The organism is Bdellovibrio sp. ZAP7 (assembly GCF_006874645.1).
In the GTDB taxonomy this organism is placed as follows: domain Bacteria; phylum Bdellovibrionota; class Bdellovibrionia; order Bdellovibrionales; family Bdellovibrionaceae; genus Bdellovibrio.
In genome coordinates, this window is record NZ_CP030082.1 from 3,442,800 (window position 1) to 3,459,028 (window position 16,229).

Genomic DNA, 16,229 nt, shown 5'->3' on the forward strand with positions numbered 1-16,229 from the left:
CCCCAATTGTATTAATTATAGATTGTACACAATTTAATTGCACACAACATAAATGGGCGTAGAATTTGACGTATGAACAAGCAACTTCTTTTGCAAAATCAGCTTTGTTTTCCGATCTACGCGGCTTCTCGCCTGATCACGCAGCTTTATGGTGAACACTTTAAAGCTTTTGATCTGACGTATCCGCAGTACTTGGTCTTTTTGGTTTTGTGGGAGAAATCTCCTCGTAAGGTGACCGAAATCGCTGACTTACTGATGCTGGATACGGGAACAGTAACGCCTTTGATTAAGCGCATGGAGAAACGTGGTTGGATCGTGCGCAAACGTTCTGCCAAAGACGAGCGCTCGGTTGATGTGCAGCTCACCAGTGAAGGACGCAAGCTTGAAAAACATTTCGCCACCCTTCCGGAAAAACTACTTTGCGATGTGGATTGCAAAAAGGGCGAGCTGCAAACATTGCACAAAACTTTGAATAAACTTAATGAGCAAATGAAAATAACCTTAGAAGGAGGTCATCATGAGTAAGCTCTATACAGCAGTTGCGACCGCAACTGGCGGACGCAACGGAAAAGTAGAAAGCTCTGACGGAGTCCTAAATCTTGAAGTACGTATTCCCAAAGAAATGGGCGGATCTGGTGGCGCGTTCACCAATCCAGAGCAGCTTTTCGCTGCTGGATATGCTGCTTGCTTTGACAGCGCGCTGAACTTCGTAGCCATGCAACAGAAGACCAAAATAACGTCTTCCGTAACTGCTGACGTGGGCATTGGTCCTAACGATAGCGGTGGCTTCGCCCTGGCAGTTAAGCTGCGTGCGAAAATCGAAGGTGTCGAGCGTGCAATCGCTCAGCAACTTCTGGAAACGGCTCACAAAGTATGCCCATATTCCAATGCCACTCGTGGCAACGTTCCCGTCGAGATCGAACTAGTCTAACCCCTCCCGTAAAAGGCTAAGACTACCTATTCAGAAAATAAAAAAAGGCAGGGACTCCCCTGCCTTTTGTTTTACAAAAAGGTGCCTGCCACTTTCTGCAGAAGCACCGCGAAACTGCTGCGGTTCCGCACTGCATTCCGGAAAGGGAACTGTTACCTAAACTGTGATAACTTTTTTGTATTCTGCTAGGCGTTTTTCCAAGTCTGGCAAAGTTACTTTTGAAAGTGCTTTGACTGAGAAATCTTGGATCGTGTGAGATGCCATCATGGAACCCATGATGCACGCTTGTTTCAAAGTGTTCACTGTTGGAACTTCTTTTTGTGCTGCGATGTAACCGAAGAAACCACCGGCGAACGTATCACCCGCACCCGTTGGGTCGATCACTGTCGGGATCGGCATTGCCGGCAAGATGAAGTAACCAGATTCTTTTGTGTACATAGCGAAACCGTACTCGCCACGTTTGATAACAACAGCGGAAGGCCCCATGGCTGTGATCATTGGAGCTGCCGAGATCGCATTCGAAGCGCCCGTCAGCATTTTTGCTTCGCCCTCATTGATCAATACCAAGTTCACTTTTTTCACAACTTCAAGCAAAGCGTCTTTCTTGATGTTGATCCAAAGGTTCATTGTATCAAGACCCACAAACTTAGGTTGTTTTACTTGCGACAAAACTTGCAATTGAAGTTCAGGAGCAATATTTGCAAGGAAAACGAAAGACGAATCTTTGTAATGCTCTGGCAATTGTGGATTGAAGTGTTCAAAAACGTTCAACTCTGTATTCAAAGTTTTCGCTTCGTTCATGTCGCCTTCGTAGGAACCCGCCCAGTGGAATGTCTTACCTGGAACTTTTGAAAGACCTGCCAAATCAACCCCACGGTTGTTCAAAAGATCGTAATCTTTTTGGTCGTAGTCTTCACCCACAACACCGACAACACGCACTTTTGAAAACAAAGACGCTGCCAAAGAGAAATAATTCGCAGAACCACCCAAAGCACGGTCTGCTTTGCCTGATGGAGTTTGAATTGAATCGTATGCAAGGCTTCCTACTACTAAAATTTCAGACATTTTAAATTCTCCAGGATAATTCTACTCCGGCGGAGCCGGAGTGTAACTCAGTACTTAGCGCTCCGGCTTTTCGAAGCGCAATGAAGACTATTGAAGTTCCGTTTCGTTTTCAAAGCTCATCGCAGCAAATGCCGCATTTTTCGCTGCATGCTCCGCTTTATGCTCTGCCATCAACTCACGTTTCGCTTTCGGCATACCCGCCAATTTGGAATTGGAGATATCCATCGTTGCGTTTTCTTCCTTGTGCGTGCTGTTCAATTGACCGCAAGCTGCAAAGATATCGCGTCCCATAGAACGGCGAAGAAGAACGTGGCAACCCAAACGGTTCAATTCCGTGTGGAAAGCTTCGATAGTCGCATCCGAAGGACGCTCGTAGGGAGCACCTGGATGTTCATTGAATGGAATAATATTGATTTTGCATGGCACACCACGAGTCAGCTTCGCGACCTGACGAGCGTTCTCGATGGAGTCCGTAACGCCTTTTAGCATCACATACTCGAAAGTGACCTTGTCGCCTGTCTTGTCAGTGTACTGCTTACAAGCATCCAACAACATTGTCGTGTTCCATTTTTTATTGATCGGCATCACTTGGGTGCGGATTTCATCTGTCGGCGCATTCAAGCTTACCGCCAAACGAACTTTCGCATCAGCGATACGCCACATTTCTGGAACGATACCCGAAGTGGATACTGTGATTTTTTTACGGGACAAGTTAATACCCCATGGAGAATGGATCACGTCGATCGTTTTGAAAACTGCTTCTGGGTTATCAAGTGGCTCGCCCATACCCATGAACACGATATTGGTGATGCGTTGACCTTCAGATAAAGAGTCATGAACTTGCATGAACTGACCAACGATGTCTTCAGTACGAAGTCTGCGTTTCAATTTTTGCTTGCCCGTGAAACAGAATTTGCAACCGATGTTGCAACCCACTTCAGAAGAAATACAAAGAGTCAGACGACCTTCAGAAGGAATCACCACGGACTCCACACTTTGGTTGTCGCCCATATCAAATAGAAACTTCTGCGTTCCATCGACGGATTTCAAGTGAGTCAAAATTTTAGGAAGTTCGAAAGAAAGAAGCTTTGGAAGTTCCGCGCGGAAGTCCTTGGACAAATTCGTCATTTGTTCTGGATCTGTCACGCGTTGTTCGTAAACCCATTTAAAGATTTGTTGAGCGCGGAATTGCTCTTTGCCTTTACCTTTTAGGTAAGCTTTCAAATCTTCCAAGGTCATGGAATAGAAATTTGCGGCTTTATTTTCTAGGGGTTTTGCGACGTCGTCGTCAGCGTAGTTGATAGGTGCAAGAGCAGGGCTCAGGCCTTCGTTCAATTCCATCTCAGGGCTCCTCGGCTTATTACAGCCATGCTTGTTACAGCTGGGACTTTTGTGGTCCCGTTAAGTTAAGGATATGTGTGCGAGGTATGTAGCATAGGAGCCCCTGAACGCCTAGCAATTCCTATAATTTCAGCGGTTTAGCCAATAAAAAAGGCCCTTAAAAAGAGCCTTTCTTGCAAAAAATGCTTATTTGACTAGAGCTTGGCGGTTATTCCGCGACCTTAACCAGATCGGCCTCATAGTAGCAGGCCTTTCTGAGCACCCCTGAACGAAGTGTTTCATCATCTAAGGCCACCACCACACCGCGATCGGTACGATATAAACGAATGCGCACACCCTGCTTGTTTCCAACAGACCACGTGCCACGAACGTTTGCGGCCCAGCCTTCTCCACCCGAAGTGACGGCAAATGACCCCGCCGTGTCGCGGTCATTGCGTGTCTCGTAATTCATCACAGAATGTCGGTTTGATTTATAGGCATTAACAAAATCAACTCGGTGAGATTCAAACTTAGCGTCACCAACTTTCACACTGACACTTTTAAGACTTCCAAAGCCGTACTGAATACAATAATTGTTATTGAACTCTTTTACGCGAGGTTCCCCCTCGATCACATAATTTCCAATAAATTGGTCGAAAGGGTCCGAAGTTTCAGCGAAGGCTTGAATAGAGAAAAGTAAAATCAACGATGCGATGAACTTCATGTTGTGATCTCCTGATTGATTTCTAAAATCTCATCAGGATCGCAACTCTTGAGCAATCAAAAAGGGAATGCCTAATAGCTTTTTCGTATCGCCATAATCCCAAGCTGTTGAAATCATTGCCGCAGCAAAGGTCCACGCCTTCATTCTTTGCAAATCGAAGTTGATCTGCTCATTGAGAATCGCCATACGACGCTCCAGTGTTTTTCTTAAAGGTCGATGGACGGGATAAGCATCCAGAGGATTGTACATCATCACGGCCATTTCAAATGTCGGATCACCGACATAGCCGTGGGGATCAATGACTTTCCAGGAATACTTATGTTGCAAAATATTGTCGTGATGAAGATCCCCATGAAGCAGGCGATCCTGACTGCGATCCAAGGTCAGCTCTGCAATAATACGGCGAGCTTTATCTATCATGCGATCATCGACGGCCCCCTTTAACACATCCAGGTCTTTTGCAAGATCCGCGATATGTTTGAAGGCCCCACTGGTGACCGTGCGGGAGTTTAGCTCTCTGATGAGATTGGCGATGATGACGGTCTGTTCGTCGTCACTCAAGTGTTTAGAATGCTTTAACGTCGTACCAGGCACCAGACGCTCCAGCAACGTGGCACCCAAGGCCTTATCAGACTCTATAACTTGAGCTGCGACTCCGTTGAAATGGCGCAGCCATTGGCGCTCGCGATCTAGGGATTCAATATCACAACCGGTTTTTACCACGACTTCCAAACCATCAGATTTACGTTTTGAAGCGCCCACGAAGTGGAATGACAAATTGTCGATGGGTTTAATTGGTTCCAGATTCCAAAGCTGTTGAATTTTAAGGATGTGAGAATCAAATTGCGAAAGCCAGGCTTCGCCCGGGGCCTTCCAGGTGGTCACAATATTTTTATAGAGATTTGAATCACGAGAGATCAAAAAGCCTCCCATCCATCAAAGGCTTAGTCTTTAAAAACGTCGTAGTTTAAATCCAATTGCGGACCCAACCACATAGCCGCTTGAGTATGATCGTAATGATCATCACCCGTCAGTTCATGCACCAGCACCGATAAATCACCGCGCTCGTGCATTAACCATAGTACCACGTCTGTGAATTTCTCTTTGGGAAAATTAATTTCAAACATTGGAGTCGGATGAGGACCAATTGGTTCAGGAATCAGCTGCCCGGTGAAAACCACTTGATCCTTGAATGAGACAATCGCTTTATTACGAAGTTCTTCCGCAAACGCGAGTTGGTCTTTCTCAAAGTAAATATGCGCATCAAACTGTCTCGGAAATCCCTCCGGCAGCAGCTTCGAATTTACCTTGTAAGACTTTTCCATCTTATTTTCCTTTGCGGAAAAGCGGTCAAAAAGGTTCAGATGCAAGGCCGAGGTCTATCCCCGCAGCGCCGGCGTGCTACCTGCACGTCGGAGCGAGGAGATAGGCCGACAACGCAGCAGATGGACCTTTTTCACCGCTTTTAGTGTACTTCGTTGATGTATTCGATCAATTCCGGGATTTCACATGGGACGCAGCCTACCTTGCCTACCACTACGCCTGCGGCGTTGTTGGCCAGCATGCAGCTGTGAACCAAGGAAAGACCGGATACCAAGCCAAGCGCTAATGCTGCGATAACTGTGTCACCGGCACCAGTCACGTCGAATACTTTTTGTGCGTATGTTGGAACTTCAGTGATTTGATCGCCAGAAAATATCGTCATACCGTCTTTTCCGCGAGTCATTACGACTTCTTTAGCACCCGTCACGCGTTGCAAAGCGCGACCTACTTCTACGACTTTATTTGGATTATCTTTCAAATCATCAAAGCTATAACCTGTCAAAGCCACGGCTTCGTTATAATTCGGTTTGATCAAATCAATACCTTGATAATGAGTTCCCGGATGATTTGGATTCGGGTCCACCATCAGACGTTTTCCAGCTTTTTTACAAATTGCCGCGACTTTTTCCACGACGTTACGAGAAACCACACCTTTCGCATAGTCTTCGATGATCACACCATCAGCTTCGCCGACATGTTTTTCAACCATCGCCAAAAGCTTTTGCTCTGTCTCTTCAGAAAGATATTTCTTCATTTCATAGTCGACACGAACAAGGTGATGGTGCCCCGTCATGATACGAGTCTTACGTGTTGTTGGACGATGTTTATCTACGATCATGTAATGCCAGCTTACGCCGTTCTTTTCGCTTAATTCTTTCAGCAAACTTGCGCCCATATCGTGACCAACAACAGAAACCATCATCGGAATGCCACCAAGGCTTGCGACGTTTTGTGCAACGTTGGCAGCAAGGCCCAAGCGTTTGTCTTCGCCGTCAACTTCAAGAACTGGGACTGGAGCTTCGGGGCTGATACGACGAACTTGTCCCATGACGTACTCATCCAAACCCACGTCCCCGATAATGAGGATTTTTTTACCCTTCAAAGCAGGGATCTGCTTAATCAGAAGGTCTTTTTCTTGTGGGCCTAATGTAGCTTGAACAGGTGCTGTCATTTTTTCACTCCAAAAGCCATTTTTAACGGATTGCTCCCCCGCTGTCATCCCTTTCTACCTCGGCTATTGGCAGCAAAACAGCCTTTGTGTTAAAAAGGCGCTCTATGTTCAAACCCAAAGGCAAATCTCAGGGCGCTCGCGGCCCGGCTTTCAAAAACAATTCCCGTGGTGGCAAGCCCGGCTCTCGCAATGGCGACGAGCGCAAAGCCGCGTCGAATCTGATTTACGAGCAAAATTACATCAGCCCACGGGAAAAAGAAGAGATCCTGAAATACTTGAGCACGCTTTATCCGATCTGGGAGATGCGTTACTCGAAAAACAATCCTCCCCCTGAAAACCAAAAGCAAAGACCCCTTTTGCGCCCGGTTTATTGGTTGGGGAACTGGCAATTTGCCTGCTTGAATTACTATCATCCACCTAAAGGAATCTATAACCGTTGTGTCTCGGCAGAGCGCTATCCTCCGGTTTTGGAATACCTGGTGAGCAAAATTGAAAGCTTAGTGAAAGAGAAATTCGATCCTCGCGATATTCCGCGTGGTTGGACTTTGAACACGTGTTTGATCAATTATTATGGAAATCAAGTTCAAGAAGACGGCAAAAAAATCGACTGCGCCCGCGTGGGAGAACACAAGGATTTCGAACCAGGCCCGGTGGCTTCCATTTCATTTGGCGAGCGCGCACTGTTTCAATTTGTTTCCAGCAAAGGCACTGAATCCAAATCAGACGTCGTCTTGCAACAATGGCTCGATGACCGTTCTTTGCAAATCTTTGGTGGCGAGAAATTTAAGAAGCAACTTTTCCACCGCGTCCAACGCGTGGAAGATAAAGCCGATCAAATTTTTCCACTGAACGACATCACGAATTTTGAAACTCGCAGAATCAATTTCACATTCCGCTATGTTCCTGACGAGCACATCGTGCCTTTCAGAAAACTCTCTGAAGAGGCCCAAGACGATGTTCGCCAGTATATGGAAAAACTCGCGGAAAAATCGCCTTTCTTTAAGTCCCAACTCTAAAAGGTACGGACACACTTTCTCCCGACCGGTCACTTCAGGTGTACTTCATGGGACAAAGTGTGTCCGTACCTTTTCGGCACAATACTTGATTAGTTAGATTCTTGTGGATGGAGAGTGCCATGAGATTCAACCTATTGAAGCAACTGACTAGTATTTTGACAGTGAACCCGCCAAGGGCGTCACTCTCCGTTTTAATCGCTCTTCTGAGCTTTTCAAGCCTTCAGGCTTCGGCAATTACTGGCGGCAGTTCTGTTAAGCCCAATACCTCTGTGGCTTTACGCACGGTGGGTATTTTCAATGTGAAAACAGCCAACGCCTGCTCGGGAACTTTGATTGCAAAAGACGTGGTTTTGACTGCGGGCCACTGCGTGATCTCTAAAAAAGAAAATCTGATTGTTATTTTCGATACTCATTTCCCGAATAAAGTCGGTGAAACAGATAAAATCGACCCTCGAAATATTCGCACGATCAGAGCTATGGCTTTTCACGATGATTTCAAAAATCTTGATGAAGCTGGCAGTGACTATGGAGATATCGGCATTATCAAACTGACGTCCCCCGCTCCTGAAAATTACCTTATCACTCCCCTTCTGAAAGACGTATCGAATATCCGTCCTTCCGACACCGTGACTTTGGCGGGATTTGGTTATTCTTCAGAAAAAACCATTGTTACAGATCGCAATTATCCGGGTGTCGACGCAGCTGTCAGCGAGGGCCGAGGTTATTGCAATAACTATAAAACAAAGTGCTATGTCACCGAAGTTAACGGTGATGGCGAGCTTCGCGAAGTACAAGTCACAATCGAAACTTTGCGCGACAAAGATATGGTCCTTAACGAAAGCAACCAAAAAGCCACATGCAGTGGTGACTCTGGCGGTCCGGCATTTGTCGAGATTAATGGCAAAACTCTGCTTGCAGGGGTAACAAGCCGTACGCTGACTGACAATGACTGTGGTTCTGCTCAAGGTGTGAAGACTTTGGTTCCCCACTATTTCACTTGGATCAAACAAATGATCCAAGCTATGTAATCTGCATTCTTTCAATCGCTCGCTCGGACAAGGCTGATATCGTTAACAACGGATTCACCCCGAGCGCCGTCGGCACAATCGATCCGTCTAAAACATAAAGTCCCGCATGCAAACTGCCGTCTGCTTGATAAACTTGCCCCAAATGATTAACGACACCGTTATTCACCGAGTCCGCCATAACACATCCACCTAAAGGATGAACCGTCACCAGGTTTTTCCCGTTGATAATTAAAGTTCTGGGATTCATCACGAAATTTCCGCCAAGGGCTCGGGACTGCGCTTTCATCGCGCGATCAATCGTCGGATAAATGGGATCATATTTTACTTCGGGCCAGCGAACGCGGATACGTCCTTTGCGATCCAGTTGTAGTTTTCCATCGGCTCGATCATGTCCCATACCCAAGTAAACCATCGAGTAATTCAAAGCCCCTTTTTCAATGTCTTTGGAAAGTGTTATGTCGCGACCGACTCGCAAATAGCGAGCTGCAGAGATACGAAACTTTGCAACGCCCATGGCAAGCCTCAAAGGAATTGTGAATGCACCAGGAAAAGTTCCCTCTTCGATAATAAAGCGATCGAACAGATTTTTTTTGTTACGATAGTCTGCTATCGAATAAATAACCGCACCCGGCTTCATATCCACGCGAATCCGACTGGCCGAGGAGAATCCAATCGCATTCGTGCGAAAGGCGGTATTAAAGGAAAGACCCAACACATCACCATTCCCGGAAAATCTTCGCCCCAACTTTTCTGACAGACTTAATCCGCGCGCTTGAGAGTTTAGTAGTAGCTTGGTGCTACCCATAGTTCCCGCAGACACGATCACTTGATTCGCTAAAACAGATTTGCGACTCTTTTCACCGCTCTCTGAAACATACAGACAATGAATTCGATATCCGGCAGTTAGCTTCTCAATCCACAAAACTTCGATTTGTGTGAAGACTTCAGCACCCTGATTTTTCGCAAGCGGCAGATAGTTCATATTCAAAGTGTTTTTTGCTCCGGTATTACAACCGGAACAACAGTTTCCACACTCAATGCATTTTGGCTGAGTCACTCCAGATTGTTGTGCCTGTTGGCCATACAGATTCACTGCAACCGGCGGGAACTTCAAATCCACACCGAGTTCATGAGACGCATATTCATGGGCTCGCACTTTTGCGCTATTCATCCGCCGAGGATCATAAGCCTGGCCTTGCAGCATACTTTTCACTCGAGAATAGTACTTTTCAAACTGCCCTGAATGAACTTCTTCTACCAAAGCTTGCGGCCATTCGGGCGAGCGAACTGTTTCGCGATCGGGACGAACCAAAGCCCCGGCATTGATCAAAGAAGTTCCGCCCAAACCATTCCCATTTAAAACATCCATCTCGTGATTCGCGTGAACTTCAAACAACCCAAATGGATTTTTCTTACAGCGAATATCGTTACGAACGTCTTCAAAATTTTCAGAAAAACTTCCGGGCGGCCTCTCAGGTCCTCGCTCTAAAATCGCCACACGACAACGCCCCGCCAATCGCGCAGCAGACACAGATCCACCATATCCAGAACCAATGACGACAACATCATACCGCTCCCGCAAATCCGAAATAGGATTCGCCAGAGGCGTGTATTTAATTTTCAGAGGAACAACTTTAACCTGCGGCTCCGCCAAGGCTGTGCGCGTACCAATCACCCCTAACAGCCCACCGATAAAACCAGTTTTTAGAAAAGATCGACGAGAAATCCCCATCCACAAAGGAAACAGCAAAAATTAACGAAAAGAAATCTCCCCCAAAAGACAATGCAGAAAGACATCCGAGCAAAACTAGCAGAGGCGCAGGATTTTCCCTTTTAACAAGGCGCAAGAAGGAAGGCGTACTCCTCGTACGCCGACGCCGCAGCAACGCAGGTAAAAGGGAAAAGACAAGCCCCTCTATTGCGCGACAGCCCAAGACACTTGAAGGTTCGGTTTTCCAGCGATGTCTACGACGGCGACGCTTAGGTTTTGATTGATCCAACGGACGATCATTTCTTTTTCAGAGTTCGTTAGTTCTGGATTGTGAAAGCGGAAATCAAACTCTGAAAGAGGCAAGCTAAAGCTCATGGATTTTTCTTTGCCTTTGGAATTCTTCAATTCGATTTCCAGGTTCACAAAGTTTTTCTTTTTGCCGGGTTCTTCGACTTTGTAGGTTGTGGTCGTTGTACCGACGAAAAATTCTTTCCACTCCTCATCGCCCAATTCCATATTCAACTTATTCTGGCGCATTTTAAAGTGCGGCGAATGAGACAACACATAGGATTGAAACATCGAGCTTGAAAGTTTCCAGTCGTATGCCACAGGCAACGTGCAATGGTACCCTTCAGGGAATTCCACAACACGGATATTGCGACTGTCGATTTTCATCACTTTATTTGAAATCTTTTGTGCATTGATCGCATACGGAACCATGAAGTCGTGATCCGTAGCCCAAATCATCACCGGTTCAGAAACGTCTTTGTAGTAGGGCCAAAAGTTATTTAATCCCCAGAAATCTTCACTGTCTTTCATTCCTGGCGGAAGCTTCACTGAGTTAATGTATGAAAGACCGCCGTGGTAAGTTCTAACCACTTCAGAAACTGCTTTGTGAATGAATTTAAAACTGTCGTATTGAACCACGCCCGGAAGTTTTTCTTCGATACCGCGCAGACGACGACGTCCCCACAAATCGATAAATGCCGAACGAGTTCCACTGTTCGTTAAACTCTCCATCGTCTCTTTCAAATTAATCACCGGGCATAAAGCCAGGAAACTTTGAATCAAGGGCGTTCCCGCAGGAGAGTTGTATTTATTCAGCAACGAAGAAAATAAAACTCCAGGACCGCCCAAGCTCATGCCCATGATGTGAATGCTGTCGACCACGCGAGACAAAGGTTCTGTGGGATTGCGAAGCATCTGAGCGATCAAGATATTTTGAATTCCTTCATCGTAACCGCCGAACGAAAACTGATTGTTATTCGCAATGAAATCCGCGCTGGTTAAATTTTCAAGCAACAAAACATTGAATGGGGATTGTTCAAACAACATCATCATCCAGGCGCGCTCTGGTCTAAAATCCTCAATGCTTGAGAAAATTCCTGAACGGAAAATCACCAATGGACGACGTTTAGAATCACCCTTTAACGCCAACAGCCCTTTTAGCTTTACGTTCCCAGGAAGATTAATCACCACACGGCGAAGAAACGGATGTTCATAGGCATTGTAACGCATCGTTAGATATCGACGCACATTCACCATTTCACCCAAGTCTTCTGTCTGCAATTGCGAGCCGCACTCTTGTAGGTACTTCTGCACCAGTCCACCTTGAATTTGCGCGGAAACTGCAACGCGAGGATCTTGCAAGCGGGAAGCCCACACCGAAGTGTTGCACTTGTCCGTGACAGATTGCCCCTCCCCTGTAGGCGTCCAGCCTAGGATACCTTCGAATAGAAAGTTCAAAACTGCTGGATAACGCCCCGGGGCGTCGGCAAGAATAGGGTTATCTATTGCTGGAAACCAGATTCGAGGGCTTTGAAACTGCTCGATAAACGCCTGCTGAGGTGATGCAGGTTTCTGTGCAAAAGTGAAAAACGGAAATGCGCTGATGATGAGAACTATGAGAGAACGAGACATAGGTCTAATTGTGGGGAAAAAGAACCACCGAGTCATCAGCTTTTTTCCCGAGTGACACTGAGTATTTACTTCATTAAACTGCCAGCGTGTATTTTTAAGGAGACACATTAACATGGACCACAAGATTGAGCCCCTGTACGACGGGCCGTTGTTCAGAAACGCTATCCAAACTCTAGATGAATCCGCAAAAATTATTAACTGTGACCCAAACGTTCTTGAGCGCCTAAAACGCCCTCGTCGTTGTATCACTGTTTCCGTTCCAGTTCGTATGGACGATTACTCTGTGAAAGTATTCACAGGCTACCGTGTTCAGTACTCTCCAACGTTGGGACCCTACAAGGGCGGTATCCGTTATCACCAAAACGTAGATCTTCAAGAAGTTGTGGGTCTTGCTGCTTTGATGACTTTCAAAAACTCTGTTCTTGGTCTTCCATTGGGTGGCGCAAAGGGTGGTATCACTGTTGATCCAACTAAATTGTCACGCACTGAAAAACAAAATCTGACTCGTCGTTATGCTTCTGAAATTGGACCATTCGTTGGACCAACTAAAGACATCCCAGCTCCAGACGTGGGCACTGATCCACAAACTATGGCTTGGTTCATGGACACTTACTCTCAAGAGCAAGGTGGCTTTGCGCAACCGGGTGTTGTAACTGGTAAACCAGTTGAAATCGGCGGTTCTTTGGGTCGTAACCACGCTACAGGTTTAGGCGTTGTTTACGTTGCAGAGAAAGCTTTCGAAGTTTGCAAAATGAACATGAAGGGCTCCACTATCGCGATCCAAGGTTTTGGTAACGTGGGTTCTTTCGCTGCTAAATTTGCTTACGATCGTGGCGCACGCATCGTTGCAGTTTCTGACGTTTCCGGTGGTATCTTCAACGGTGATGGTCTTGATATCCCTGAAGTACTTGAGTACATCAAAGCTCACAAGTTTTTGAAGGGCTATCCAAAAGCAACACCAATCAGCAACGAAGACTTGCTTGAAGTTAAATGTGATGCTTTGTTCCCATGCGCTCTTGAAAACCAAATCGACACTCACAACGCTGAAAAAATCCAAGCGAAAATCATCGTTGAAGGTGCGAACGGTCCTATCACGAATGCAGCTACAAAAATTCTTTCTAAACGTGGCGTGTTCATCGCTCCAGACGTTATCGCCAACGGTGGCGGCGTAATCGTTTCTTACTTTGAATGGGTTCAAGACACGATGGCGTTGTTCTGGGATGAAGACGAAGTAAATGCTAAATTGAAAACTCTTATCACTAAAGCTTTCGACAAAGGTTACGCAATGTCGAAAGAAAAGAACGTGGATATGAGATCTGCTGCGATGGCGGTTTCTGTTCAGCGCCTTGAAAAAGCGATGCTTTTGAGAGGTCTTTACCCTCGCTAGTTTCAACAAAGGTGGGTTTCAAAACCCACCTTTTTTTTTGCCTTTTTCTGTATTTATTTTTGGAGTGTTTTTCTCATGCGTCCTTGGCTTTTGCTTCCTCCCAAACTCGCTCACGATATTAACGGTTACGCACTTCCATTACTTTCTTATCTTCACGGCAAAAAAACTCCCCATTGGAATTCCTTCACTTGGAGAAACATGACCTTTCCAAATCCCTTGGGAATTGCAGGTGGCGTGGATAAAGATGCGGAACATTTAAGTGACTGGTGGAGATTGGGATGTGGCTTCGTCGAAGTCGGAACCGTCACTCCTCAGCCGCAAGCTCCGAATTCAGGGAAAATCATGGATCGCGATATGAAGCTGACCGCCATGTGGAATAAAATGGGCTTTCCCAGCCAGGGAGCAGACGAAGTATTCTATAATCTCGCCTCTTACGCTCCGAATTTTAGAACCCCAGTGTTCGTAAACATCGGAAAAAATCGTCAGACTCCCAATCACCAGGCCGTAAATGATTATTTGGAGCTGGTCGATAAGTTTCGTCCTTGGGCCGATGCTTTTGTGGTCAATATATCCAGCCCCAACACTGCAGGCCTTCGCGAACTGCAGAAAAAAGAAAACTTGGGCGCTTTGCTAAAGCCGATCTTGGACCGAGTATCACACTTTGAACCAACACCAGTGTTGGTTAAGCTAAGCCCTGATATGGGTGAAGAGGGCCTTGCTGAAGCTGTCGCAAACTGCCAGGAAATTGGAGTGGATGGCTTCGTGTTAACAAACACGACCCTGATGAGACCAAATGGATGTCGTTTTCCTAATGAAGGCGGCCTTTCGGGGGCGCCATTAAAGAACCTGTCTCAACGCGCACTTCAAATTGCTGTTGAAACTTTAGGCAAAAAGCGTCAAGGAATGCTATTAGTAAGCGCCGGAGGGGTCTTAACTCCGGAAGATGTCTTTGAAAGATTGCAAATGGGCGCAGATCTTGTTCAAATTTACTCTGCACTTGTTTTTCATGGACCAAGCTTTTTCCATGATGTGGCAGCTAGAAGGAAAAATGTCGGAAGATAGTGTTGAGTTAAAATCAAGAAAACCAAAAATCCGTAAGGGTCATTGGATTCCCGTGGTTGCAGGCTTTCTGCGCAAAGACGGAAAGATCTTGGTCGGTCAACGCCCCGAAAACAACTCCTTAGCTGGGCAATGGGAATTTCCCGGTGGAAAAATCGAAAGTGGCGAGACACCTGAACAAGCTTTGGCTCGTGAACTTGACGAGGAGCTTGGTATTGAAGCTGAAGTCGGCGACCTAAAACTAGCGTGCACTCATTCTTATGGAGATGTAGGGATTCTCATATTATTTTATGAAATCCTATATTGGAAAGGCGAACCTCGCGCCAAACATCACATGATGCTTGAGTGGATACATCCGGAAGAACTTAAACACCGTAATATCCCTGAAGCCAATCGTAAGATTCTGAACAGAATCTACAAAGCCCTGGGACTTGAATGGCCAAAATAATTCTTGTTAGTACCAAAGTTCAAAGCACGACATGGCAGCTGGCTCAAGCATTGCGCTCCCAACAACATGAAGTGACAGTACTAACCAGTTATGGCGATGCCCCTCCAGAAACAGCCAACGGCATTGAATTCATGGCCTATTTTAAAAAGTGGTCCATCCTGGAAGGTTTAAAAATCATTCCGGGTCTTTTCGGAATGCAGCCTCATATTCTACATTTGATTTTAGATGACGATCGTATGAATGCCGCCCAGGTGATTTTGTCGACTTTCGCAAAATCCCACCCCAGCTGTGTACTGACGACATCCCTATTGCACATTAGACGTGGTCTTAAAAAATCCAATCCCGTTCGTTATCTGGTAGAGGAAAGTGACATCATCACTTTTCCGACGGTCGAATCATTGGCGCAATTGCGTGGCCTTAACGTCCGCTCGACAAAACAAGGTCGCGGTATTCTGCCACCGGCTTTAGATTTTAAAAACCAACAGCAACAATTGGGTGCTTTGGATGAAGACGAAGTTTCCTTGCTGACAAATATCCAAGACAAAGAATTTTTCGTCCTTCCGTTCCGTGAAGGCCGATTTAATCCTGAGTCCGATCGCTTTGCCCGTTTAAAAATGCTGGCTCGTCGCCACAAGCTTGTCTTGTGGGGCAGTTATTCGCATTGGTCCCTGCGCGAAAGAAAGCATTTCGCCAACTGGATGGAAAAAAATGGCTGCGGCGACCGCTGGGTCGTGACCGGTGAAATCTCTCCTCACCTATCTAGAATTCTGTTGGAAAAATCTGTCGCTTTCGTGATGGCGGGCCAGTCTTTTACGCCAGTGGAAATGACGGAGTACTATATGCGCGCGATCCAGGCCAAATCGACTTTGATCTTGGATTCCAAACAGACCAGCGTGCATGCAGATCTTTGGAAAAACACTGTAAATTGCTGGGTACTGAATGCCGACAGTTTACACAAAGACCTGGTTAAACTTTTAGAGCGTACAAATTTATCGTTACCCGAAGCCCTCTCTGAAGACTGGGCACAAAGCAGTCATATTGTTGATTCATCCATGAATGAATTAAACCGACTGTATAATCGGGCCTTGGCTTCTGCCAGATAGTCTTTTAATCTTTATTCATGTTC

At 46.1% G+C, this 16,229-nt stretch carries 16 protein-coding genes; 8 read left to right on the forward strand and 8 right to left on the reverse strand.

Annotation, left to right across the window (positions count from 1 at the left end):
* Positions 1-72: 72 nt before the first annotated feature.
* Together DOM22_RS16425 and DOM22_RS16430 are read left to right on the forward strand one after the other, a co-directional pair.
* Complete coding sequence (locus DOM22_RS16425; RefSeq protein WP_142701408.1) at positions 73-525, forward strand: MarR family winged helix-turn-helix transcriptional regulator; 453 nt, start codon at positions 73-75, stop codon at positions 523-525.
* Positions 518-931 carry an organic hydroperoxide resistance protein gene (locus tag DOM22_RS16430; protein WP_142701409.1) on the forward strand — a complete coding sequence of 138 codons (414 nt, stop codon included), beginning with the start codon at positions 518-520 and terminating at the stop codon, positions 929-931. The genes DOM22_RS16425 and DOM22_RS16430 overlap by 8 nt, the downstream gene beginning before the upstream one ends.
* 156 nt (positions 932-1,087) lie before the next feature.
* Here DOM22_RS16430 and DOM22_RS16435 read toward each other — a convergent pair whose 3' ends face one another.
* The 6 genes from DOM22_RS16435 to rfaE1 all read right to left on the reverse strand — a co-directional run bounded on the left by DOM22_RS16435 (position 1,088) and on the right by rfaE1 (position 6,534).
* On the reverse strand, positions 1,088-1,996 hold the full coding sequence (locus tag DOM22_RS16435) for a PfkB family carbohydrate kinase (protein ID WP_142701410.1): 909 nt from the start codon (positions 1,994-1,996) through the stop codon (positions 1,088-1,090).
* An 87-nt stretch (positions 1,997-2,083) separates the two neighbouring features.
* Positions 2,084-3,337 (reverse strand): 23S rRNA (adenine(2503)-C(2))-methyltransferase RlmN, encoded by a 1,254-nt coding sequence (gene rlmN / locus DOM22_RS16440; RefSeq protein WP_142701411.1) that lies wholly within the window; start codon positions 3,335-3,337, stop codon positions 2,084-2,086.
* 208 nt (positions 3,338-3,545) lie between these two features.
* Positions 3,546-4,040 carry a hypothetical protein gene (locus DOM22_RS16445; RefSeq protein WP_142701412.1) on the reverse strand — a complete coding sequence of 165 codons (495 nt, stop codon included), beginning with the start codon at positions 4,038-4,040 and terminating at the stop codon, positions 3,546-3,548.
* Between the two features lie 33 nt (positions 4,041-4,073).
* The gene (locus tag DOM22_RS16450) at positions 4,074-4,961 is read right to left on the reverse strand and encodes an aminoglycoside phosphotransferase family protein (RefSeq protein WP_168196683.1); all 888 of its coding nucleotides are present in this window, start codon (positions 4,959-4,961) and stop codon (positions 4,074-4,076) included.
* Positions 4,962-4,984: 23 nt separating this feature from the next.
* Positions 4,985-5,365, reverse strand: a complete 381-nt coding sequence (locus tag DOM22_RS16455; protein ID WP_142701414.1) for a DOPA 4,5-dioxygenase family protein — start codon at positions 5,363-5,365, stop codon at positions 4,985-4,987.
* Between the two features lie 140 nt (positions 5,366-5,505).
* On the reverse strand, positions 5,506-6,534 hold the full coding sequence (gene rfaE1, locus DOM22_RS16460) for a D-glycero-beta-D-manno-heptose-7-phosphate kinase (protein ID WP_142701415.1): 1,029 nt from the start codon (positions 6,532-6,534) through the stop codon (positions 5,506-5,508).
* Between the two features lie 104 nt (positions 6,535-6,638).
* Between rfaE1 and DOM22_RS16465 the strand changes: the two genes are divergently transcribed.
* A complete protein-coding gene (locus DOM22_RS16465; RefSeq protein WP_142701416.1) occupies positions 6,639-7,550 on the forward strand; it encodes an alpha-ketoglutarate-dependent dioxygenase AlkB in 912 nt (303 codons plus the stop codon).
* A gap of 119 nt (positions 7,551-7,669) precedes the next feature.
* Complete coding sequence (locus tag DOM22_RS16470) at positions 7,670-8,578, forward strand: trypsin-like serine protease (RefSeq protein WP_168196684.1); 909 nt, start codon at positions 7,670-7,672, stop codon at positions 8,576-8,578.
* Here DOM22_RS16470 and DOM22_RS16475 read toward each other — a convergent pair.
* Together DOM22_RS16475 and DOM22_RS16480 are read right to left on the reverse strand one after the other, a co-directional pair.
* Entirely contained in the window at positions 8,571-10,310 is a 1,740-nt protein-coding gene (locus DOM22_RS16475) for a GMC family oxidoreductase N-terminal domain-containing protein (RefSeq protein ID WP_142701418.1), read from the reverse strand. The genes DOM22_RS16470 and DOM22_RS16475 overlap by 8 nt on opposite strands.
* A 183-nt stretch (positions 10,311-10,493) precedes the next feature.
* The gene (locus DOM22_RS16480; RefSeq protein ID WP_246845710.1) at positions 10,494-12,035 is read right to left on the reverse strand and encodes a hypothetical protein; all 1,542 of its coding nucleotides are present in this window, start codon (positions 12,033-12,035) and stop codon (positions 10,494-10,496) included.
* A 286-nt stretch (positions 12,036-12,321) separates the two neighbouring features.
* Between DOM22_RS16480 and DOM22_RS16485 the strand changes: the two genes are divergently transcribed.
* The 4 genes from DOM22_RS16485 to DOM22_RS16500 all read left to right on the forward strand — a co-directional run bounded on the left by DOM22_RS16485 (position 12,322) and on the right by DOM22_RS16500 (position 16,206).
* The gene (locus DOM22_RS16485; protein ID WP_142701419.1) at positions 12,322-13,596 is read left to right on the forward strand and encodes a Glu/Leu/Phe/Val dehydrogenase; all 1,275 of its coding nucleotides are present in this window, start codon (positions 12,322-12,324) and stop codon (positions 13,594-13,596) included.
* A 75-nt stretch (positions 13,597-13,671) separates the two neighbouring features.
* Positions 13,672-14,658: a quinone-dependent dihydroorotate dehydrogenase gene (locus DOM22_RS16490; protein ID WP_142701420.1), complete on the forward strand. Its 987-nt coding sequence runs from the start codon at positions 13,672-13,674 to the stop codon at positions 14,656-14,658.
* Positions 14,645-15,103, forward strand: a complete 459-nt coding sequence (mutT, locus tag DOM22_RS16495) for an 8-oxo-dGTP diphosphatase MutT (RefSeq protein WP_142701421.1) — start codon at positions 14,645-14,647, stop codon at positions 15,101-15,103. Before DOM22_RS16490 ends, mutT begins: the two co-directional genes overlap by 14 nt.
* Positions 15,091-16,206, forward strand: a complete 1,116-nt coding sequence (locus tag DOM22_RS16500; protein ID WP_142701422.1) for a glycosyltransferase — start codon at positions 15,091-15,093, stop codon at positions 16,204-16,206. The genes mutT and DOM22_RS16500 overlap by 13 nt, the downstream gene beginning before the upstream one ends.
* Positions 16,207-16,229 lie beyond the last annotated feature (23 nt).